19 protein-coding genes and 1 tRNA gene are annotated in these 19,548 nt (G+C 49.2%); 9 read left to right on the top strand and 11 right to left on the bottom strand.

The genetic code is table 11. The annotated features are described in order from the left end of the window. Positions 1-203 precede the first annotated feature (203 nt). Together psaD and trpE are read left to right on the top strand one after the other, a co-directional pair. Positions 204-629, top strand: a complete 426-nt coding sequence (gene psaD, locus BRW63_RS19100) for a photosystem I reaction center subunit II PsaD (protein ID WP_073073952.1) — start codon at positions 204-206, stop codon at positions 627-629. Positions 630-783: 154 nt separating this feature from the next. Continuing rightward, positions 784-2,319 (top strand): anthranilate synthase component I, encoded by a 1,536-nt coding sequence (trpE, locus tag BRW63_RS19105; protein WP_073073954.1) that lies wholly within the window; start codon positions 784-786, stop codon positions 2,317-2,319. 49 nt (positions 2,320-2,368) lie between these two features. On the opposite strand, the gene BRW63_RS19110 is transcribed toward trpE, so the two are convergent. The 6 genes from BRW63_RS19110 to BRW63_RS19130 all read right to left on the bottom strand — a co-directional run bounded on the left by BRW63_RS19110 (position 2,369) and on the right by BRW63_RS19130 (position 6,558). Next, positions 2,369-2,983, bottom strand: a complete 615-nt coding sequence (locus tag BRW63_RS19110) for a rhomboid family intramembrane serine protease (RefSeq protein WP_244913147.1) — start codon at positions 2,981-2,983, stop codon at positions 2,369-2,371. Positions 2,984-3,129: 146 nt separating this feature from the next. Further along, positions 3,130-4,005 carry a M48 family metalloprotease gene (locus BRW63_RS19115; RefSeq protein ID WP_073073958.1) on the bottom strand — a complete coding sequence of 292 codons (876 nt, stop codon included), beginning with the start codon at positions 4,003-4,005 and terminating at the stop codon, positions 3,130-3,132. A 331-nt stretch (positions 4,006-4,336) separates the two neighbouring features. After that, complete coding sequence (locus tag BRW63_RS19120) at positions 4,337-5,545, bottom strand: alpha-1,2-fucosyltransferase (protein ID WP_073073959.1); 1,209 nt, start codon at positions 5,543-5,545, stop codon at positions 4,337-4,339. A gap of 145 nt (positions 5,546-5,690) precedes the next feature. After that, positions 5,691-5,861, bottom strand: coding sequence for a CU044_2847 family protein (locus BRW63_RS29035; RefSeq protein WP_317615830.1), 171 nt, complete (start codon positions 5,859-5,861; stop codon positions 5,691-5,693). A gap of 187 nt (positions 5,862-6,048) precedes the next feature. Beyond that, positions 6,049-6,130: transfer RNA gene (locus BRW63_RS19125), tRNA-Leu, on the bottom strand. 95 nt (positions 6,131-6,225) lie between these two features. Further along, complete coding sequence (locus BRW63_RS19130) at positions 6,226-6,558, bottom strand: ribbon-helix-helix domain-containing protein (RefSeq protein WP_073073961.1); 333 nt, start codon at positions 6,556-6,558, stop codon at positions 6,226-6,228. A gap of 655 nt (positions 6,559-7,213) precedes the next feature. Here BRW63_RS19130 and BRW63_RS19135 point away from each other — a divergent pair. Then, positions 7,214-7,624 (top strand): alr0857 family protein, encoded by a 411-nt coding sequence (locus tag BRW63_RS19135; protein ID WP_073073963.1) that lies wholly within the window; start codon positions 7,214-7,216, stop codon positions 7,622-7,624. Here BRW63_RS19135 and BRW63_RS19140 read toward each other — a convergent pair. The 3 genes from BRW63_RS19140 to menA are packed head-to-tail and all read right to left on the bottom strand — an operon-like array spanning position 7,578 to position 10,938. Continuing rightward, positions 7,578-9,089, bottom strand: a complete 1,512-nt coding sequence (locus BRW63_RS19140) for a 2-succinylbenzoate--CoA ligase (RefSeq protein ID WP_073073972.1) — start codon at positions 9,087-9,089, stop codon at positions 7,578-7,580. The two genes, BRW63_RS19135 and BRW63_RS19140, sit on opposite strands and share 47 nt — an antisense overlap. Continuing rightward, complete coding sequence (locus tag BRW63_RS19145; protein WP_073073974.1) at positions 9,074-10,027, bottom strand: o-succinylbenzoate synthase; 954 nt, start codon at positions 10,025-10,027, stop codon at positions 9,074-9,076. Before BRW63_RS19145 ends, BRW63_RS19140 begins: the two co-directional genes overlap by 16 nt. A 2-nt stretch (positions 10,028-10,029) precedes the next feature. Then, positions 10,030-10,938, bottom strand: coding sequence for a 2-carboxy-1,4-naphthoquinone phytyltransferase (gene menA / locus BRW63_RS19150; protein ID WP_073073976.1), 909 nt, complete (start codon positions 10,936-10,938; stop codon positions 10,030-10,032). 175 nt (positions 10,939-11,113) lie between these two features. Here menA and BRW63_RS19155 point away from each other — a divergent pair, with 175 nt between their 5' ends. The 5 genes from BRW63_RS19155 to menB are packed head-to-tail and all read left to right on the top strand — an operon-like array spanning position 11,114 to position 17,469. After that, on the top strand, positions 11,114-12,499 hold the full coding sequence (locus tag BRW63_RS19155) for a cytochrome P450 (protein WP_073073977.1): 1,386 nt from the start codon (positions 11,114-11,116) through the stop codon (positions 12,497-12,499). A gap of 24 nt (positions 12,500-12,523) precedes the next feature. After that, positions 12,524-13,936 (top strand): isochorismate synthase, encoded by a 1,413-nt coding sequence (locus BRW63_RS19160; protein ID WP_073073979.1) that lies wholly within the window; start codon positions 12,524-12,526, stop codon positions 13,934-13,936. Between the two features lie 42 nt (positions 13,937-13,978). Continuing rightward, positions 13,979-14,761: a Uma2 family endonuclease gene (locus BRW63_RS19165; protein WP_073073981.1), complete on the top strand. Its 783-nt coding sequence runs from the start codon at positions 13,979-13,981 to the stop codon at positions 14,759-14,761. 8 nt (positions 14,762-14,769) lie between these two features. After that, positions 14,770-16,623 carry a 2-succinyl-5-enolpyruvyl-6-hydroxy-3-cyclohexene-1-carboxylic-acid synthase gene (gene menD, locus BRW63_RS19170; protein WP_073073982.1) on the top strand — a complete coding sequence of 618 codons (1,854 nt, stop codon included), beginning with the start codon at positions 14,770-14,772 and terminating at the stop codon, positions 16,621-16,623. 12 nt (positions 16,624-16,635) lie between these two features. Next, positions 16,636-17,469: a 1,4-dihydroxy-2-naphthoyl-CoA synthase gene (gene menB, locus BRW63_RS19175; RefSeq protein WP_073073984.1), complete on the top strand. Its 834-nt coding sequence runs from the start codon at positions 16,636-16,638 to the stop codon at positions 17,467-17,469. 83 nt (positions 17,470-17,552) lie between these two features. Here menB and BRW63_RS19180 read toward each other — a convergent pair whose 3' ends face one another. Continuing rightward, on the bottom strand, positions 17,553-17,861 hold the full coding sequence (locus BRW63_RS19180) for a hypothetical protein (protein ID WP_073073986.1): 309 nt from the start codon (positions 17,859-17,861) through the stop codon (positions 17,553-17,555). Between the two features lie 660 nt (positions 17,862-18,521). Next, on the bottom strand, positions 18,522-19,070 hold the full coding sequence (locus BRW63_RS19185; RefSeq protein WP_073073988.1) for a DciA family protein: 549 nt from the start codon (positions 19,068-19,070) through the stop codon (positions 18,522-18,524). A 211-nt stretch (positions 19,071-19,281) separates the two neighbouring features. Here BRW63_RS19185 and BRW63_RS19190 point away from each other — a divergent pair. Continuing rightward, positions 19,282-19,548: hypothetical protein (locus BRW63_RS19190; RefSeq protein WP_223257436.1), on the top strand; the 267-nt coding region annotated here is incomplete at its 3' end.

The following is a 19,548-nucleotide window of genomic DNA, read 5'->3' on the forward strand; positions in this document are numbered from 1 at the left end:
ATGGCCATACCGAAAGAGCAAGTAGGGGCATGCCGTGCCCTTTCGCGATCGTTCGACATGCCATGCTTTCTCGCGATCGTTCGATGCGATCGCAATTGTTTTTGAAACGGATATGACTCTCAATTGCGAACAACTGTAACAGTTCCGTCAACGAGGTAAACCCTCAGTGATAGGATGCCTAAAAATGTTTAGAACGAGACACTATGTCAGACACTCTTACTGGACAAGCTCCTCTGTTCGGTGGCAGTACAGGTGGACTGTTGACCAAAGCCCTAGTAGAAGAGAAGTATGCAATCACCTGGACTAGTCCAAAAGAACAGGTGTTTGAGATGCCCACTGGGGGCGCTGCAACGATGCGCCAAGGCGACAACCTCCTATACCTTGCCCGCAAGGAACAGGCGATCGCCCTAGGCGGTCAACAGCTTCGCGCAAAGTTCAAAATCACCAACTACAAGATCTACCGAATCTTCCCTAACGGTGAGATTCAGTATCTTCACCCCGCCGATGGCGTGTTCCCCGAAAAGGTCAACCCTGGTCGGGTGGCAGTCAATAGCGTTCCGCGCAATATTGGCTCCAACACAGAACCCGCCAAAATTAAGTTCAGCAGCCGCAAATCCTTCGATCCCTAAATTGAGGATTGCGCGCGCTTCTTAATTTTTACGATCGTTCAGGAGTCAAGTTTCAGTCATTCGTGCCTGGAGCTTGACTCCTGAACTTTTTTGAGGAATCAAGTTTTAGGTGCCAGGTTTCAGATTCTGAACTGACCCCTGTACAATTAAGAGCATGATTTTCCCAGACTTTTCGCAATTTTTAGAACTTGCCCAGCAGGGTAACTTCATCCCCGTATATCAGGAATGGGTCGCCGATTTAGACACACCCGTCTCTGCCTGGTATCGAGTTTGTGCAGGGCAACCCTACAGTTTTTTGTTGGAGTCGGTAGAAGGGGGTGAAACGCTTGCCCGCTATAGCTTTCTGGGCTGTGACCCGCTCTGGACTTTAGAAGCAAGAGGCGGCCGAACCACCAAAACTCATCGAGATGGCTCTCAAGAAGTCTTTGAGGGCGATCCGTTTGAAATCATATCTGAATGTCTCTCGCCCTTTCACCCGGTGAAGTTGCCGCAGCTACCGCCCGGAATTGGCGGATTGTTTGGCTTTTGGGGCTATGAATTAATTAACTGGATCGAGCCGCGCGTTACCATTCATCCAGCAACCGAGACAGACTTACCCGATGGTTTGTGGATGCAGGTCGATCAGGTGCTGATCTTTGACCAGGTAAAACGCAAAATCTGGGCAGTCGCTTATGCCGATTTGCGAGATCCTAACGTCGATCGGGCTGAAGCCTATCAGCAAGCCTGCGATCGCGTGACTCAACTCGTCCACAAACTACAGTCTCCCCTTTCTGATCAAGCCACGCTCCTATCGTGGAGGTCGCCAGAATCTGGGAACCGCGATCAAATTCGATCGCTAACCAGCAACACGACTAAAGAAGAATTTTGCGCCAGCGTCGAGAAGGCAAAAGCTCACATCAAAGCTGGAGACATCTTTCAGGTCGTGATTTCTCAGCGGCTCTCAGCAGACTATGACGGAGAACCCTTTGGGCTGTATCGATCGCTGCGTCTGATCAATCCGTCGCCCTATATGGCATATTTTCACTTTGGCAACTGGCAAATTATTGGCTCTAGCCCTGAAGTCATGGTCAAGGCAGAACGGCTCGATCCGGGGGCACCTAAAATTGCGACTGTGCGCCCGATCGCCGGAACTCGTCGCCGGGGCAAAACGCTCCAAGAAGATGACGCGCTGGCACACGATTTGCTGCAAGACCCCAAAGAAGTTGCCGAACACGTCATGCTCGTAGACCTGGGGCGCAATGACCTCGGACGGGTGTGCGTCAATGGCAGCGTCAAAGTAGACGAACTGATGGTGATTGAGCGCTACTCGCACGTCATGCACATTGTCAGCAACGTCGTCGGCGAACTTGCACCCGACAAAACTGCATGGGATTTGCTAAAAGCCGCCTTTCCTGCCGGGACGGTGAGCGGGGCACCCAAGATTCGGGCGATGGAAATCATTCATGACCTGGAGTCTTGCCGCCGAGGGGTTTACTCTGGGGCGTATGGCTACTATGACTTTGAGGGGCAGTTGAATACGGCGATCGCCATTCGCACGATGGTAGTTCGCTCTCATGCTGATGGCAAACACACCGTCAGCGTTCAAGCCGGGGCCGGACTGGTTGCCGATTCTGAGCCTGAGAAAGAGTATGAAGAAACGCTGAATAAAGCGAGAGGCTTACTAGAAGCGATCCGCTGCTTGGGTGAGTAGAGGTTCTCCGACTCTTTAGAGAAGTCGGAGGTCTTTAGTTCGTATGCTCTTAGCGTCTTTTTGATAGCCACCTTGCAGCCACGATGCCGCCTACAAATCCGAAGAGGTGCCCTTCCCAGGAGATGCCGATGCGCGTGGGCAGCACTCCCCAGATCAGTCCGCCGTAAAGCAGGGCAACCGCTAGAGAAAGGGCAACCGCTAAGGCACTGCGTTCAAAATAAGCTCTTGACAGCAGAAAGCCGAAGTAGCCAAAAATCACGCCACTCGCGCCGAGATGAATGCCAGCAGACCCAAATAGCCAGACTCCAACGCCACTGGCGATCGCCACGATCGCCGAAACCAGAAAAAAGTCGCTCGTTTCCCGCAGCATGACAAACCAGCCTAGCGTAATAAAGGGAATGGTGTTGCTAATTAAATGTGCAAAGTTGCTGTGTAAAAACGGCGCAAACAAAATTCCCCGCAACCCAATGCTAGTGCGAGGAATGATGCCATAAAAGTTGAGTCTACCGCCTAAGAAGACATCAATAATTTCGATTAACCATAGCAGTCCTACAATTCCTCCCAAGATGCCAACATGAGTTTTGATTTCACGACTGATCGAGCTGGGATCATTTGGATCGGTGCGGCGCATGGGAGAACTACTCCAGAGATAGAGAGATGTCATTCCTTTCTAGCACAACCCCTCTGACCTCTTGAGGCTCGTTGATTTTGCCAAACGATTTATAGATGAAGATCCAAGCTTATGTACGGGCATGGCACTGCCGTACCCATTGACCTTGCAAGGAACCAACAATGTTTGATTCACGATCGCTAAACAGCCACCGGAGCCTGCTGCTGCGCCATTTCTAACAAGCGACGAATTCGTTCTTCAGTGGGTGGATGAGTGCGAAAGAGAGACTGCAATCCTTGAGCAGACAACGGATTGATGATTAGTAAAGGTGACATCGCCGGGTTGCCATTCATCGGAATCTGATGTCCAACCGTTTCTAATTTTTGCAACGCACTCGCTAACGCCTGCGGATTGTGAGTGATTTGCGCCGAACCCTGATCAGCCGAATATTCACGGGTTCGAGAAATGGCAAGCTGAATGATGGCGGCTGAGAGCGGCGCGAGAACGATCAAAAACAGCAGACCAAACGGATTGGTGTTTCGACGATCGTCCCGATAAACCGGGCCATACAACGCTCCAAAAGTCAGCATTCGTCCTAGAAAAGTGATAGCGCCTGCGATCGTGCCTACAACTGCCTGAGTCAGGGTATCGCGATTTTTAACGTGGGTCAGTTCGTGCGCCAACACCCCTTCTAATTCTTCAGGGGTCAACAAATCTATAATTCCCTGAGTAACTGCGATCGCGGCGTGATTGGGATCGCGTCCGGTGGCAAAAGCGTTGGGCGACTGCGTAGGCACAAAAAACAGCTTTGGCATCGGGATGTCTGCCCGATCGCTGAGTTTTGCCACCATATCAAACAGTTCGGGAGCTTCATCTCGCTCGATCGGTTGGGCAGCATAGGCAGCGAGAGCAGCTTTGTCAGAGTAGTACCAGGAGCCGATGCTCGTCATAGCAGCAAATGCCAAGCCCAAATAAAGCCCTTGCTCATCCCCGACTAGATAATATCCGCCTAGCACTAGCAAGCCACTCAGCAACCCTAGCAGTGCGACTGTTTTGATTTCGTTGATCCCAAGCATGGTTTTTCCCAAGACGCTTTGATTACTTTCTCAAGGTCTCAGATTTAGGACAACTTAAAATCTATCGGATGAATGAAATGAGGCACTACCGAACGGACTGCATGACGCTCGTGCAGCATTATTTTTATCATCTACTGATTTTGCTTTCAGTCCCGTAGACCTCAACAAAAGCAATGTCCGGTTCACTCGCACAATCACGATCGCTAAGATTTATCCACCATAGGGGCAGGCAGTGGAAACACTTCACCTTGCAGACAAGCATCAAATTGTTCTTCAAATCGAGTCCAACTCGTGGCGATCGATCGTATCAAGCGCACTTTATTTAAGCCGATTAGCGGCGATCGTTGAGCAACATGAACACGCTGCGCCAGCCTGAGACTTGATAACTCAGGTAGGCCCGCACAAGCCACTGTCTAGTCAAACTGATGGGCACTTGAATGCAAAGGCATCTCAGAAGTCCGATCGGGCCTTGAGTTGCAAGAGCCACTGCTGCAACCTCATTGATGTGCTTCAAGATCTTGGGCTGTCCATCGCCCATATAAAGGAGTGGCAAACTATTCCAGGGGTCAAACTGAACAAACTTGATTGAGAAGTCCCAGCAAGGACGGAAAAATTGTTGTCCCCGCTCATTTAACAAACAAGCTGCAAAGCTGAAAATACTGTTGCTGATGCCAACAACATCACACTGACTCAGCATAAAGAAGTCAATATAAAAGTCAGCATTAATGGCTTGCAGTCGCTCTGGGAATGCAATGGACAAATCATTGCAGGTGATTGGCTTAAACTTGGCAAAGGCAGGTAAAACACGCTCTAACTCATCACTACACAGAAACAGCACGGGCTGGTCAAGCTGATGCCACGTGCGATCGAGCCAGTCACACCACCATTCCAGCGGCACCACCAAGGTAAATCCCGCTAGAGGCAAGCGGACGAAATCGCCACGTCGAATGTGTAGCCCAATAATCGTTTTGCCTTGCGATCGCAACTGGGCAAGCCCGACTTCTAAAGCGTCTCTAAGATCAGGAACAGGTTGAAACAGCGATCGAAAAAAGATTTGATGGGGCTGCAAAAATCGAGTGTGAACTTGAAAAAAGCCCCACAGATCTACGTTGATTAGCCCTGGCTCTAGCGCCTCAACTCCGACTCGAACACTTGGCGCTCCTGCCATTTTTTCAATGTATGGAATAAACTCTGGGAACGCATCGAACAAAGTCTCACCCTGGTTGGATTGTTCGATCGCGGGAGTTAAACGCTGAGAGATCGGCGGTTCAGTATGCCCAAACAGCGATTGACCAATCCAGCTTGGACACTCAATCTGTGCGCCCGATCGCAGCGCACAAATCCGTAAGAACGCATATTGAAAAAGCTGATTACCAAACCGCCCCAGTTTGCCCAGCGATGACATCGTTAGTAGGGATTGCTCAGACGTTGAGAGTGTGTCAGCCGCAACTAGGGTTTCTGCTGTCTGACCAAGAGAATCTAGAGCGCGAAAAACTCGATCGGTTTCACTACGCTTGGAATACTTTGAATCTTGATCCAAAACTGACCTCCAGTTTAGAAACACCCGATTCTAATGCCTAAATTAGTCCGTATACAAGGCGGATAATTGTAGGTTGGGACACGCACTTCACAGTGATTTCTGTGTTGCAGTCTGCTTTACCGTTGGCGATGTAGGGAAGCCCGGACTAGACATCGACATGGGTGCCGAACTTGAGGGCAACTTCGCTGACCTCGGCGATCGCTCTATTCCTAAAAGCGTTCAAGGTGTGAGTAGTGTAGTTGCGAATTGTGGTTTCGATCGAGTGAAACCTCTGAGCCATTCGCCTCTGAGAATTGATGACAATGCCTCGTTTCAGTTCACCAACGTCTGTGGATTCAGGTACAACACCTTAGAAAACCAGTCCACTTCAGCGCTCCAACGGTCGCTGCTGCATTGGACACCGTGCGAAGAACTAGGCTTAGAGTAATTCTAGACGAAGATTGTCAGCATAAATTATCTAAACAGTTTTGTCAGCATGGCAGTTCCGTGACCGTACCAATCTATGCGGATGAAAGGACTTGAACCTTCACTTCTTGCGAAACCAGAACCTAAATCTGGCGCGTCTACCAATTCCGCCACATCCGCGTTTTTGTGCCTCACTATAATAGCAAAGCTTTGAGCAGTTTAGAGGTTTGAATTTTGAGTCCAATGTTTTCACGTCAAAACCCAAACCTCTGATCTCATGACAAACTGCCCACGCTGAGAGGAATTAAATTGCCTTCAGTGGTAAACCCAAGCATCATTGCGTCGCCCGATCGAATCACCTTTCCCGTTAAGGCGCAGTGTTCTTCTTGTTGAGCGGTGGCCGCGATCGTGGCTCGAAAATCAGACGCAGCGATGGTCGGCGTATAGTCACCCGATTTTTGCTGGACATAGTTCCACAAAATATCTCGAATCAATGCCTGATAGCCCTGATTGCCAGACAGTGATTTTAACTGTTCCTTTAACTCTCGTTCCAGCCGGATGCTGGTGACTTCCATGTCGGTGGTGGTGGTGCGAGTTAAGGTATGCATGGTCTTCCTCCAAAGTAGCTGGACACTTTTATATTACAAGTGTAGTATGTTAACTGTAGACTGCAAGTAAGTCCTCTAAATCTTCTGCAATGAAATCTCTACGGCTCTCATTTACATCGTTTTGGCTAGGAAATCGCATCGGCGATCATCCTTGTGAGGCGGGCAGAGTCGTAGTTTTGCCGTTTATGAGCACGTTATCAATCAATCGCTCCCCAAGTATTCAGCACCCATTACTCCGAAGCGGGTGGGTCAGGCGCGTTCCTGTCCCGGTCTAGCCAGAAAACACTCAAGTAGTTTTTCTAGCCTCCGCTTCACACTTACCAGAAGCGGAGGTTTTTAATTGACAACAAACGGAAAACGCAGCAGTTGCGATGAAGCTGATCTAGCGTCAGTTCGACAGAAGTGGTTCACTCCGAACAGCTTTGCTGAGAAGGCAGTGTGAATTCGGGAGAGCTACCTAAATCCCCCAAATTGGGGAACTTCAAGCCAAAAATTCCGGTTCAAAGTCCCCCAGAATGGGGGATTTAGGGGGCCGAACCCGTTGACACGAAGCGAAAAAACTCGTCGAACTGACGTTAATCAAGCGATCGCCTGCCCATTTTGAAACTGCAAACCCTTGAAATGTGTAAACCCTGGAACATAGGAGCCACCAGGAATGTTGAAGTTTACCTATACCGAAACGGGGATCACTATTGAGCGCGTCAACCAATCGCTCGAAGAGTTGGTAATGCTGCGGGTCGTGTTGGCGATGCGAGTCGGGCAACGGCTGATTGTCGAACCGGGCACTGCGACCTTTTTGCTGTCTGCAACTTTGCAGGCTTGGAAACTGCTGGATGCGGTGGTGCAACGATCGCTCAATGACACGATCGCGCTCTGCCAATGCGATGCAGAATTCATCGAGGTCAGCCTGCGAGGAACCTGGATCGCGCAAACCACCAGCAGCGAGGAAGGCATCTTTTTAGCCGAATTGGGCGACTCGCTCCCCGGAACGCTGTGTGAGCGGGCGGAGTTTATTCTGTTTAAGCTTTGGCAAGAGTCGTCGGCGTGCCCGTCTTCGCTGCGATAATTTGCCTGAGTTGTAGGTAGTTGATCTTTCCTTGAGGATTTCGAGGCAATTTTTCGAGTGATATCCAATATTTGGGGCGCTTGAATTTGCTGAGAGTTTCATCAAGGGAAGTGATCAATGCTTGATTAGAAACGTCTGAATTTTGAGGCACATAAACGGCAGTGATGGCTTGCCCCCAAATGCGATCGCTGATGCCTAACACGCAGACATCTTTGACGAGTTTGGTTGCTATAATTGCCGCCTCAACTTCTGCCGGAAAGACGTTTTCGCCCCCGGTAATAATCTTGTTGCTGTCGCGTCCGACAATCTGCAAACAGCCTTGCGAATCAAAAAATCCTAAATCGTCGGGTTGATAAACGGTTTGCTTTAAAAAGTTGGGATAGTAACCCAACATCAATGAGTCGGTTTGAATGGTGATTTTTCCGGTTTCACCCATTTTTAACGGTTCGCCCGTTTCGCTTTGAATGGTGATCTGAGTGTGGGGTAAGGCTTGACCAGAACCGAATTTGCCCTTTAAGAAATCTTCTGGTTTGAGGGTGACAATCTGTGAGGCAGTTTCGGTCATGCCATAAGTGGGCGCGATCGGCAGATGATACGATCGTGCTTGATCTAACAAGTCTGACCACGCAGGCGCACCGCCTAACAAAATTGTTTCAAATTGGGAAAGCCAAGAAATGGTTTGAGGTTGATATAAAAGTTTTTGGAGTTGAGTGGGAACGAGGGAGAGAAAAAAGTTTTGAGGGCTGATAGACTGTGCTTCTCCGGCTTCTAGAGCTTTCCAGGGAAGAATCACTAACTGTCCGTCTGAGAGGAACGATCGCATAAATTGCATTAAACCGCTGACATGATAGAGCGGCAACACGCAAAACGAATGGACGCGATCGACTCCAAAATATTGCTGAAATCCTTGAACCGAAGCCGTCAACGTCTCCCAGGTGTGCATCGCAAATCGAATCTTGCCCGAAGTGCCCCCCGTCGGAATCATGATCAGAGGCGAATCGGGAAGCGTAAAGCGTGATTTTGTAGGATGAACGTCTTTAGAAAAACGTAAATTTGACGGCTTCGTTACGAGTCCGTCCTGCCCCCTAAATCCCCCAAGTTTGGGGGACTTTGAACTCCGGCTCCCCCAAACTTGGGGGTTGGGGGGCGGTTCGTCAGAGTGCGTTGAACTCACGTTAAAAAATGGCAGGGATTCTCCCCAGATTAAATCGGGTTCTACGAGGTCAAAAACCTGTTGCCATTCGGCTTCAACCCAGTCGGGGTTACACAAAAATATTGAGCAATTTGCAGAACAGGCGGCAAGAAACCCCGCGAGAAACTCGATCGGGTTCCGTTCGGCTAACAAAATGGTCGGAGGAGTTGAATATCGTTTGAGTGCCTGATATCGCTGGTCTGCTAAGTCGTTGAGTTCTCGATTGCTGTAGCCGAGCCAATTTTCTCGGTGGTGAATTAGAGACTTTGCCATAGTCGATCGCCCTCCTCCATCAATTCATCAAACCAATGAGAGGTTCCAAATCCGACGGCGCGATTTTTGAGCGATAGTTCTGCGGCTAATCGCAGCCCAGCTTGTTGTCCGATCGCGGTTTCAAACACCGATGAAAAGACGGTATCGATCGCGTTCTCTCGACAAAATTTTCGTAATTGAGATGGAGAACCGACGATCGCAGGTTTGATCACAAAAATTCCTCGCCAGCCCTTTTGATAGCATTCGCGCAACTGATCCAAAGTGGCGACGGATTCGTCGAGCGCTAACGGCGTTGAGTATTTTCGGCTCAGTTCCTGTATGAGACCAAATTGACTGACTGTGAGCGGTTGTTCTAAAAATTCCAGAGTCGGGTCTGTTTTGCCTAACGAATCGCAGCGTTGAAGCCACATTTCAGCCTGTGAGAATGTCAGTCCTGCGTTGGCATCTAATCTCAACAACGCTTTAGCCGGGAGTTCATCAACAAGTTGTTCAAACAGTTGAATCTCATCTTCAATGTCAGCAACGCCAATCTTCCATTTAAAGGTGCGATCGCCTTGACTCCACAAATCTTGCCAGCGATCAAGGGCAGCGAATCCAGTTGGCAAAAGAGCGCTGTAGGTCAACTTCGACGGGATCGTCGGATCAGTCGTTAACATTTCCTGAGCAGATTCAAACCCAAATTGACACGCCGATAAATGAGCCGGAATCGTCGCGATCGTGTCAAAACTAATCACTTCAGGCAACTGCTGACAAAACTCGATCGCGTCTTCAAACCGTTCTGAACCAAACCAAGAAAGCGGTGCAATCTCACCAAAACCAACACGCCCGACATCATCAGTGAGACGTAAAATAATGCCTTCTCGAACCGTCCATAAACCATGACTCGTCTGCAACGGTTGCCGAAACGATCGACGATAAGGACGATACTCAAATCGCATTTTTAAACCAGTTGCGTCAACATAAAGCCCAGCCCTAAAAGCAGCCCGCTCCAAAAATGGAGTTCGACCGCGATCAAACGACAGAAGGTAAGTTTTTGAGGTTGATCATGCTGCGAACCGATAAATTTGCAGAGTTTACGAGCGACGGGCAAGCTGAGAAAGATCAGCAGCGTCCAAACGGGGAAAACTTTGAGAATCACAAATAGAGTGGTCAGCGCATAGAGACTGCCGCAAATCCAGGGCAAAAGCTGTGCCGATCGCTTCGTCCCCAACCGCACTACCGGGGATCTTTTGCCGATCGCGGCATCATCTTTCACCTGATTAAAGTGAGAGCAAAACAAAATTAGGCTGGTGGCAATGCCCACGACGATCGACGCTGCCAAACTCGTATTTGACCAGGCTTTTGTCTGACTGTAATAAGTCGCCGCAAACGCCAATGGGCCAAACGCAAAGAAACAGAGAATTTCTCCAAGCCCTTTATAGCTGAGACGAAACGGCGGACCCTGGTAGATATAGCCAATGCCACAGCACAGCAGAATTAGCCCAATCACTGTGAAATCTTGCTGCCGAGCGGCGATCGTGCTGATGCCCAACAATCCTGCTGCGAGACAAAGATTACTAATCCAAAAAATCAGGGACTTATTGCCCGTCATATTCACCAGAGAATTTTTCTTATTGACATCGGCTCCGGTTTCAGAGTCAAACACGTCATTGCTAAAATTTTCCCAGGCCAAAATCAAAATGGCGGAGATCAAAAACGTGAAGAAGATTGAAGCGTTGAATTGATGTGTTTCAGCAAAGGCAACGGCTGAACCGACCCAAATCGGCATGATTGCCACGCTATACATCGGTGGCTTAATGGCGGCAAACCAGAGTTTTTTACTCGTCCGCTCGATCGTCCTGGTCGTCATTAACAAAACTCCTGTAGCTGCCAGAAGACTCTAATAATGCTGTGCTTCTCAGTCTCCCATCTGGTTTGAGGCATTGGAGGGGTGTTATAGAAACGTTACATCGTCGGAGGATTATTCCTCATCCCTTCCTCCTTTGCTTCTAGACTAGATCGCAGACGCTCGTAGAAATGCCTTGATGAAATTGCCTGATGGATCTCGGTTGCCTTCGCTGCTGCAAACCCTTGCGATCGTGGCTCAACCGATTAACTTTCTTGAAAGCTGTGCCCAACAATATGGAGACACCTTTACGCTGCGGGTATTGGGTGTCAACTCTCCGCCTGTCGTCTTTTTTAGCAATCCTGAATCGATTCAGGCAATCTTTACGACGCTGGCAGACTCGTTTGAGTTTGGCAAAGTGACTCACATTTTTCGTCCGTTGGTGGGCGATCAGTCGGTGATCATGCAAGAAAGGCAACGCCATCAGCGACAGCGACAGTTGTTGATGCCTGCGCTGCATCGAGAACAGCTTTATGGTCAGGGGCGCGTCATTTGTGATCTGGCGAGACAGCAGATGTCAGATTGGCAGATTGGACGATCGCTAACTATTCGCGAAGAGATGTCAGAAATCTCGCTTCAGGTGATTTTGCAGGTCGTGTTTGGCATGGTGCCCGGAGCGCGTTACGAACGACTCAAACAGTTGCTGAGTCATTTACTCGAAGCCATTACCTCGCCGCTTTACTCGACGCAGTTTTTCTTTCCCATGCTTCAGCAAAATTTGGGGCGCTGGAGTCCTTGGGGCGGTTTTTTGGCTCAACAGCAGGAGATTGACGCGCTAATTTATGCTGAGATTGGCGATCGTCGCTCCCAATCCCTAAACGGTCGAACTGACATTCTCTCAGTGCTGATGACGGCACACGATGATCAAGGCGAATCGATGAGCGATGTGGAACTGCGCGACCAGTTGATGACCTTGTTGCTACTCGGACACGAAACCACCGCATCGGGTTTAGCGTGGGCATTTTACTGGATTCATCGTCATTCAGACTGTCTCGATCGCCTGCTGACAGAACTTCAAACCCTGGGCGAAAATCCCGATCCGACGGCGCTATCTCAGTTGCCCTATCTGACCGCCGTTTGCAAAGAAGCTTTGCGCGTCTATCCGATCGCCCTGATCTCTCAACCTCGCAAAGTTAAACGAACCGTTCACATTGAGGGTTATGAATTTGAGCCAGGCGCAATTTTGGTGCCCTGCATTTATTTGGCGCATCATCGAGCCGACACTTACCCAGAGCCAGAGCGATTTAATCCCGATCGCTTCATCGCTCAGAAGTTCTCGCCGTCTGAGTTTTTGCCGTTTGGCGGCGGCAGTCGCAGTTGTGTCGGCATGGCGCTCTCGCTGTTTGAAATGAAGCTGGTTTTGGCGACAGTTTTATCGAGCTATGAGTTTCAAACGAACTACGATCGTCCGGTGCGTCCGGTGCGGCGCGGCATCACGTTTGTGCCGCCTGACGATTTTCGGTTAAAGGTGACCGGGCAACGCTCGATCGAGAACCTGATCCTTCAGCCATTAGAATCAGCTTAACGAGATGGTTTTATTGATACCCGCATGACTATCACCCCTTGTCGGCTCGATCGTGCTCAAAATCAAACTGCGATCGCTCAATTCCTAGCGACTTGCAAAAGAGCGAACCTTCGCAAATCTTCGCAAATTGTCAGCATTTCGTTAGAGATAGAACCCATCGATCCTCTAGCAGTTCTTCAGGCAATTGTTCGACCCGATCAGCGCCACTTTTATTTTGAGAAAAGCGGTCAGCAAGAAGCAATTTTGGCGATCGATACTACGATCGAGCTTAAAACTGAGGGCAAGAATCGATTCGTTGAGGCAAAAGAATTTATCCGCAGCGCTTCAACCAATGCGATTCAATTTGGAGATTCAGAAACTCCTTTTTCGGGAACACATTTTTTCTGTAGTTTCTCATTTTTTGATCAGCCCCTGCAAGAGAATTTGTCTTTTCCATCTGCGTCGGTTTTTCTCCCTCGTTGGCAGGTGTCTCGTCAAGCGGATCGCTGCACGATCGTCGCCAATGTCGTAATCGATCAAACTCTAGACCCGGAGCGATCATCTGCTCAAATATGGCAAAAGTTTCAGACGATTAGAGCCGTAAAACATCAAGCGATTGATTTGGCGATCGGACTCAACAAACTCGCCAGAAAAGATTTTTCCCATACTAATCATTTTAAAAAGTCAGTCTTATCTGTTCTGGAATCAATTCAAAAAAAGCACCTTCATAAAATCGTTTTAGCTCATGCGTTAGACGTGACATTACCGATTCCATTTAACTTAGTCAACTCTCTTAATAATCTCCGCAGACTTTACTCAAATTGTTATATTTTTTCAACCAATAACAGTCAGGGACAAACCTTTATTGGGGCAAGTCCAGAACGTTTAGTTAAGATTCACAATCAGCATTTAGAAACAGATGCTTTAGCAGGGTCAGCCCCTCGTGGCAAAACCGCGATCGAAGACATTCAACTGGCCGATCGCTTGCTGTCAAGTCAAAAAGAAACACATGAACATCAAGTCGTGATTGATTTCATCACGCGCCATTTAGAAGAATTGGGGCTGAATACGCAGCGATCGTCGGCTCGTCTGCTGCAACTTCCCAATATTCAACACTTACATACTCCAATTCGGGCCACCGTTCCATCGAGGGTTCACCTGCTGGATGTAGTCGCCAAACTGCACCCAACCCCGGCAGTGGCAGGCGCTCCGAGAGAGCTTGCCTGTGAGCAAATTCGTCACTATGAGCAGTTTGAGCGATCGCTGTATGCGGCTCCGATCGGCTGGGTCGATCAGCAAGGTAACGGCGAATTTGCGGTCGGAATTCGTTCTGCGGTGCTGAATGGATGTCACGCTCGATTATTTGCCGGAGCGGGAATCGTGGCAGGTTCCAATCCCGATAAAGAATTAACCGAAGTCCAGCTCAAGCTACAAGCGCTTTTAGCCGCGTTGGTCTAGTCAAGCGACTACACTGATAAAGAGAGACGCGAGTGCTGTGCTATGACCTCATTTGCAGATTTACCGACCTTCACAAAACTGCCTGACCACACGCAGCTTCCCGAATCAGATGGCACGTTTGTGAAAAACTTTCTAGAACACCCTCAGAGTGTTTTGTTGACTGACTCGATCGAGCCGATTTTGCAGCAGCGTCATGCAGACGGGCAATATTGCATCGGTCAAGATAGCGGCATCTATTGGCGGATGACTGACCCCCCCCAAAGAGGCGCAGAGGCACCTGATTGGTTTTATGTGGCGAATGTGCCCCCCACGATTAATGGGGAGTCTCGCCGTTCTTACGTGCTTTGGCAAGAACTGATCGCGCCGCTGATCGTGCTGGAGTTTGTCTCAGGCGACGGCTCACAAGAGCGAGACACCACACCCTGGACGGGCAAATTTTGGATTTATGAACAGGTGATTCGTCCCGCTTTTTATGGAATTTATGAAGTCACCAAAGCCAGCGTTGAGGTCTATCACCTGATCGAAAATCAATATCTACCCGTGCCCACCAACGATCGGGGACACTACCCCATTTCTCAACTAGGCGTTGAGCTAGGAATCTGGCAAGGTCAATATCAAAATCTCGACATTCCCTGGCTGCGCTGGTGGGACAATCAGGGAACCTTGCTCTTAACCGGACACGAAACCGCCGCGCAGACTCAGCGCCAACTTACTCAAGCCGAATCTCAACTTGAGCAAGCCGAGTCTCAACTTGAGCGAGAACGTCAGCGTACAGAGCGTCTTGTTGCCCAACTCCGGGCGCAAGGAATTGATCCAGAAGCTTAATTTTCCGAATGTCGATCGATTTCCGCAACACCAATACTGTCTGGGCTTCCGTCCTGGCAGAAACCCTTCAGCGTCTCGGCTTGACCACGGCTGTGATCTGCCCCGGTTCTCGATCGGCACCTTTGGCGATCGCGTTTGCTCAACATCCCAAAATTGAGGCAATTCCGGTTTTAGATGAGCGATCAGCGGCGTTTTTTGCCCTGGGTCTGGCGCGCCGCACTCACCAACCTGTGGCATTAATCTGCACGTCTGGCACGGCTGGCGCAAATTTCTATCCAGCGATTATCGAGGCGAGTGAAAGCTGCGTTCCTCTGTTAGTTCTGACAGCCGATCGTCCGCCAGAACTGCGGGACTGCAACGCCGGACAAACGATCGACCAGCACAAACTCTTTGGCTCCTATCCCAAAGCTTACGCAGAGTTGGCATTGCCCTCGATCGAGTTGCCCATGCTGGCATATTTACGCCAAACGTTGATCCAATTGTGGCAGCGATCACTAGGCTCAAGTCCTGGAGTCGTCCACCTCAATCTTCCGTTCCGCGATCCGCTCGTCCCGCTTCCCCAGTCAGATGCTCAAGCACTAGAAGCCACCTTTGAGGCTGAAACCTTTTTTGGTCACGTTCATCCGCTCGTTGCCGTCTCTCTGTCTGCTGCTGTCTGCCCATTTCCTCTAAATGCTCACGGCATCATCATCGCTGGATGTGCCCAACCCGAATCACCAGAGCGTTATTGTCGGGCGATCGCCCATCTCTCAAAATCACTAGGAATGCCCGTCTTAGCTGAAGGATTGTCTCCCCTCCGCAACTATGCAAGTCTCAATCCTTATCTAATTTCAACTTATGATTTGATTTTGAGAAACCACAATTTAGCTCAAAAGCTGGCTCCCGATGTGGTAATTCGGGTGGGAGAGATGCCCACTAGTCGAGAATTACGGCAGTGGTTAGCAGAAACTCAGCCGAGGCAATGGGTGATCGATCCGAGCGATCGCAATCTTGATCCACTTCACGGCAGAACGACTCATCTCCAAACATCTGCCGAATCGTTTGCAGAAACGCTAGGCTTCCTGCACGAATCATCGGAAGCCCCCCTAGCCCCCCAAGCTTGGGAACCAGAATCAAAGTCCCCCAGAATTGGGGGATTTAGGGGGATTTCCCGGATTCATGCAAAAGGTCTACTGTCCGCCGAAACACATCCGTCTAGCCCTTATTTAGAACTTTGGCAGACCGCCGACTCAAAAATAAGACACGCGATCGACCAAACTATGACGATCGAAGAGACCTTATTTGAAGGCAAAACTGCCTGGTTGCTGTCTCAGTCTTTGCCTAATGGAACTCCTCTTTTTATCTCTAACAGTATGCCCGTGCGAGATGTCGAGTTTTTCTGGAAACCCGGAGATTCTGCCATCCAGCCCTTTTTTAATCGTGGTACAAACGGCATTGACGGCACACTTTCAACCGCCTTAGGAGTCGCTCACCACAACCAAAGCAGCGTTTTATTGACTGGAGATCTCGCACTCCTGCACGACACCAACGGCTTCCTACTTCGTAATCATTTTGTTGGGCATCTGACGATCGTGCTGATCAACAACAACGGCGGCGGAATTTTTGGAATGTTGCCGATCGCTCAATTCAATCCCCCGTTTGAAGAATTCTTTGCCACGCCACAAAACATTAATTTCGCCAACCTTTGCAAAACCTACGATTTAGAGTATGAGCAGATTCACACCTGGAGTCAGCTTGTCAAACGTCTAAATCCTCTCCCTGCTCAGGGCATCCGCGTATTAGAATTGCAGACCGATCGCGCTGCCGATGCCCGATGGCGGCACCATCATTTAGGCATTTTTGCCCGATCGATTAATCCTTAACCCCCAGTTTTTATGACCGTCGAATGGCACCTCGTCAAACCCTACGAAGACATCCTCTATCACAAGACTGACGGTATCGCTAAAATCACCATCAACCGTCCCCATAAGCGCAACGCCTTCCGCCCTAAAACAGTCGTCGAACTCTATGATGCGTTCAGCAACGCTCGTGAAGATAGCCGGATTGGGGTCATTTTCTTGACTGGAGCGGGCCCTCACACCGATGGCAAATATGCATTTTGTGCAGGGGGCGATCAAAGCGTGCGGGGTCACGGTGGCTATATGGATGAAGAAGGTACGCCGCGATTAAACGTTTTAGATTTACAGCGTCTGATCCGATCGCTGCCCAAAGTCGTGATCGCCTTAGTTGCCGGATATGCGATCGGTGGTGGGCACGTTCTGCACATGCTGTGTGATTTGACGATCGCCGCCGACAACGCCATTTTTGGGCAAACCGGGCCCAAAGTCGGCAGCTTTGACGGGGGATTTGGAGCGAGTTATATGGCGCGAATCGTTGGACAGAAAAAAGCGCGAGAAATTTGGTATCTCTGCCGCCAATACACCGCAGAGCAAGCCTTAGAAATGGGTTTGGTCAATTGTGTAGTTGCGATCGAGCAACTCGAAGCCGAGGGCATTCAGTGGGCAGGAGAAATTTTAGAGAAAAGCCCGATCGCGATTCGCTGCCTCAAGGCTGCCTTTAACGCCGACTGCGACGGTCAAGCAGGGCTGCAAGAACTTGCCGGAAACGCCACCCTTCTCTACTACATGACTGAAGAAGGGTCTGAAGGCAAACAGGCATTCCTAGAAAAACGCAGCCCTGATTTCCGTAAATATCCCTGGTTGCCTTAGTGCGGAGCATTACAAAAATCGCACCTGGCTAGAGGTGCGATCGGGCTAGAAGCATTCAGAAACTGTAAGGTGCTTCAGAAAATCTATGCCGTCTTTTCTATAGGAGCGGCATAGTCTTCTAAACTGCTCACCGCAAACTCTGTGCAAGGTTTGTGACACAAGTCACCGTGCTTAGAAATAGGGGTTGGAAGCTTTTCTACTGGCTCACTCTGCAAAGCCATCATTCGTTCAAATTGCCAGTTGGGTGCAAACGCAGGCAATGCTAAAGAGCAAGCTTTCCAACTCCCCTGAACGAGAACATTTAGCTGACCACAATTTCCCCCACGTCTTCCTTCATGCACATAATGTCTGCAATGCCGACAGGCTGAAGCTAAGGGATCGGAGCGTTTCATAATGATTAGGCTTTCAGAAAAAGTTTGTGTGGTTAAGGACTTCGCACGGATTTTTGAAAAAGAAACTTGTCACTGAAATCTGAGATTTACTAAGACTGATTGCAAAATTTAATTGATTGCAATAACTCTCATGTTCAGAAGCTAGTTTTACAGCAACGTGATCTGCCGTATCTCTATTGTGGTCTAAATATTTTGGGGATCAGTAGCGTAAAAAAGTTGAATTCTTGATGCCGTCAAGGTTTTAAGACTTTTGTGGTGAAACTTGGGTTTAGATTTTCTTTAGATTTGACCTAAGAAATGAACAAAACTAATTGTCGAGTTTTGAATTTATAGAGAAAACCCCTCGGTATTCACTGAAACCTAGCGGGGATCAACTAAAAATCAAGAAATCAAGCAATACTAATTAACTCGAAAATCAGTTAGTAAATAGAGAATAAAGTCAATCTTAAGAAATAATCTTCTTTCTCAAGATGTAGTAATAAGCATAAAGAATGTAAACGCAACCAAAAACTTGAAGACTATAAAAGACTTATGTCTCAAAGTAGAGCTGCATCTATTACTTAAGTAGATGACAAAAAAGCAGAAATAGTATAAGAGTTTCGGCAACCTTGAAGGTCAAGATTTTCTCTGTAGTTATTAAGGTTTGTAAAGCTTTCTAAGTTACCAGCGTTTTGTGACACACACAGCACACACAGACCATCGCTGAAGCTCTCCGATCGGAGTTGGGCACTCGCACTGAGGGCACAGAGGCAAATGCTGGCTGCGTGACTGCATCACCGTTGTCCAATAGTCAAACGCGGCTTTGGGGTCTGCCGGGTTCAGATTTGCTTTGGGGATTGGCACATCTTCAACTCGACTAGGATGCTCTAGCCACAGCCCCGATCGCTCTGCATCATCTAGCGCTTGGCGATTGTCTGGGCTGTGCCAGTGAGTGGTCGAAAACCGAATATCTAAGAGCGGCATGGTCAGCAGAGCATTAAGCTTCTCTAAAATGCGTCGTCGCTCAAAGACCAAGTTCTGTGCCCATCCTGCATTCGCCGTAGCCACCTTTAACACCCCGCGCTGAACTGTCACCGGGCGAGTTTGCGCTGCCACAGCTACCCCAACCACATCAGACCAATATCTTAAAACCTGCTGCAATTGCGTTTCTTCAGGCGGTCGATATTGGGGTAGAGAGCCTAAAACTCCTCGCAGGCGTTGAAAAGTCATAGGAGTCACTCACACTACATCTCTGGGAAGGAGCAAAAAAATGCCAAATTTCGATCGAGGTTTTTGATTCACTTTGAGCCGTGTGAATTACACTGAGAGCGCAGATTCTCAAAGTCGTCTCTATTTAGATTAACGCTTGTGGGAAACTCCAGGATTCTAGCAAGTTCGGCAAGCGATCTAATCGTCGGTTTCAAACGGTAGGAGTCAAAAAATGCGTCACAGTCCGTCGGTTGAGTCTTCCACTCATGCTTCTCTTCCCTCGCTTCACCCAAAGCTACAACGTGCTCTAGGGTGCCTCGACACTCGGCTTGATGAAGAGTTGGCGCGATATCGACGGCAAAAGGCCGGGCGCTCTGTGCCCCCGATCGATGGGCTGAGACGCAAGCAAGCCCCCAAAGTCGATTTAATGTCGTTTTCGGCTGCGGACGCTGCTAGTGCAAATCAGGTTTCTGGAGACGATCGTGCCCACCCAGTCCCG

Origin of the sequence: Phormidesmis priestleyi ULC007 (genome assembly GCF_001895925.1) — a bacterium.
Lineage (GTDB): Bacteria > Cyanobacteriota > Cyanobacteriia > Leptolyngbyales > Leptolyngbyaceae > Phormidesmis_A > Phormidesmis_A priestleyi_A.

What these genes read in the sequence shown, in the direction of transcription:
- menB (WP_073073984.1), top strand. Translation starts at nt 16,636, where the DNA reads ATGACCGTCGAATGGCACCTCGTCAAACCCTACGAAGACATCCTCTAT.
- psaD (WP_073073952.1), top strand. Translation starts at nt 204, where the DNA reads ATGTCAGACACTCTTACTGGACAAGCTCCTCTGTTCGGTGGCAGTACA.
- BRW63_RS19130 (WP_073073961.1), bottom strand. Translation starts at nt 6,558, where the DNA reads ATGCATACCTTAACTCGCACCACCACCACCGACATGGAAGTCACCAGC.
- trpE (WP_073073954.1), top strand. Translation starts at nt 784, where the DNA reads ATGATTTTCCCAGACTTTTCGCAATTTTTAGAACTTGCCCAGCAGGGT.
- BRW63_RS19145 (WP_073073974.1), bottom strand. Translation starts at nt 10,027, where the DNA reads ATGCGATTTGAGTATCGTCCTTATCGTCGATCGTTTCGGCAACCGTTG.
- BRW63_RS19155 (WP_073073977.1), top strand. Translation starts at nt 11,114, where the DNA reads ATGAAATTGCCTGATGGATCTCGGTTGCCTTCGCTGCTGCAAACCCTT.
- BRW63_RS19165 (WP_073073981.1), top strand. Translation starts at nt 13,979, where the DNA reads ATGACCTCATTTGCAGATTTACCGACCTTCACAAAACTGCCTGACCAC.
- BRW63_RS19180 (WP_073073986.1), bottom strand. Translation starts at nt 17,861, where the DNA reads ATGAAACGCTCCGATCCCTTAGCTTCAGCCTGTCGGCATTGCAGACAT.
- menA (WP_073073976.1), bottom strand. Translation starts at nt 10,938, where the DNA reads ATGACGACCAGGACGATCGAGCGGACGAGTAAAAAACTCTGGTTTGCC.
- BRW63_RS19185 (WP_073073988.1), bottom strand. Translation starts at nt 19,070, where the DNA reads ATGACTTTTCAACGCCTGCGAGGAGTTTTAGGCTCTCTACCCCAATAT.
- BRW63_RS19135 (WP_073073963.1), top strand. Translation starts at nt 7,214, where the DNA reads ATGTTGAAGTTTACCTATACCGAAACGGGGATCACTATTGAGCGCGTC.
- BRW63_RS19110 (WP_244913147.1), bottom strand. Translation starts at nt 2,983, where the DNA reads ATGACATCTCTCTATCTCTGGAGTAGTTCTCCCATGCGCCGCACCGAT.
- BRW63_RS19115 (WP_073073958.1), bottom strand. Translation starts at nt 4,005, where the DNA reads ATGCTTGGGATCAACGAAATCAAAACAGTCGCACTGCTAGGGTTGCTG.
- BRW63_RS19140 (WP_073073972.1), bottom strand. Translation starts at nt 9,089, where the DNA reads ATGGCAAAGTCTCTAATTCACCACCGAGAAAATTGGCTCGGCTACAGC.
- menD (WP_073073982.1), top strand. Translation starts at nt 14,770, where the DNA reads ATGTCGATCGATTTCCGCAACACCAATACTGTCTGGGCTTCCGTCCTG.
- BRW63_RS19160 (WP_073073979.1), top strand. Translation starts at nt 12,524, where the DNA reads ATGACTATCACCCCTTGTCGGCTCGATCGTGCTCAAAATCAAACTGCG.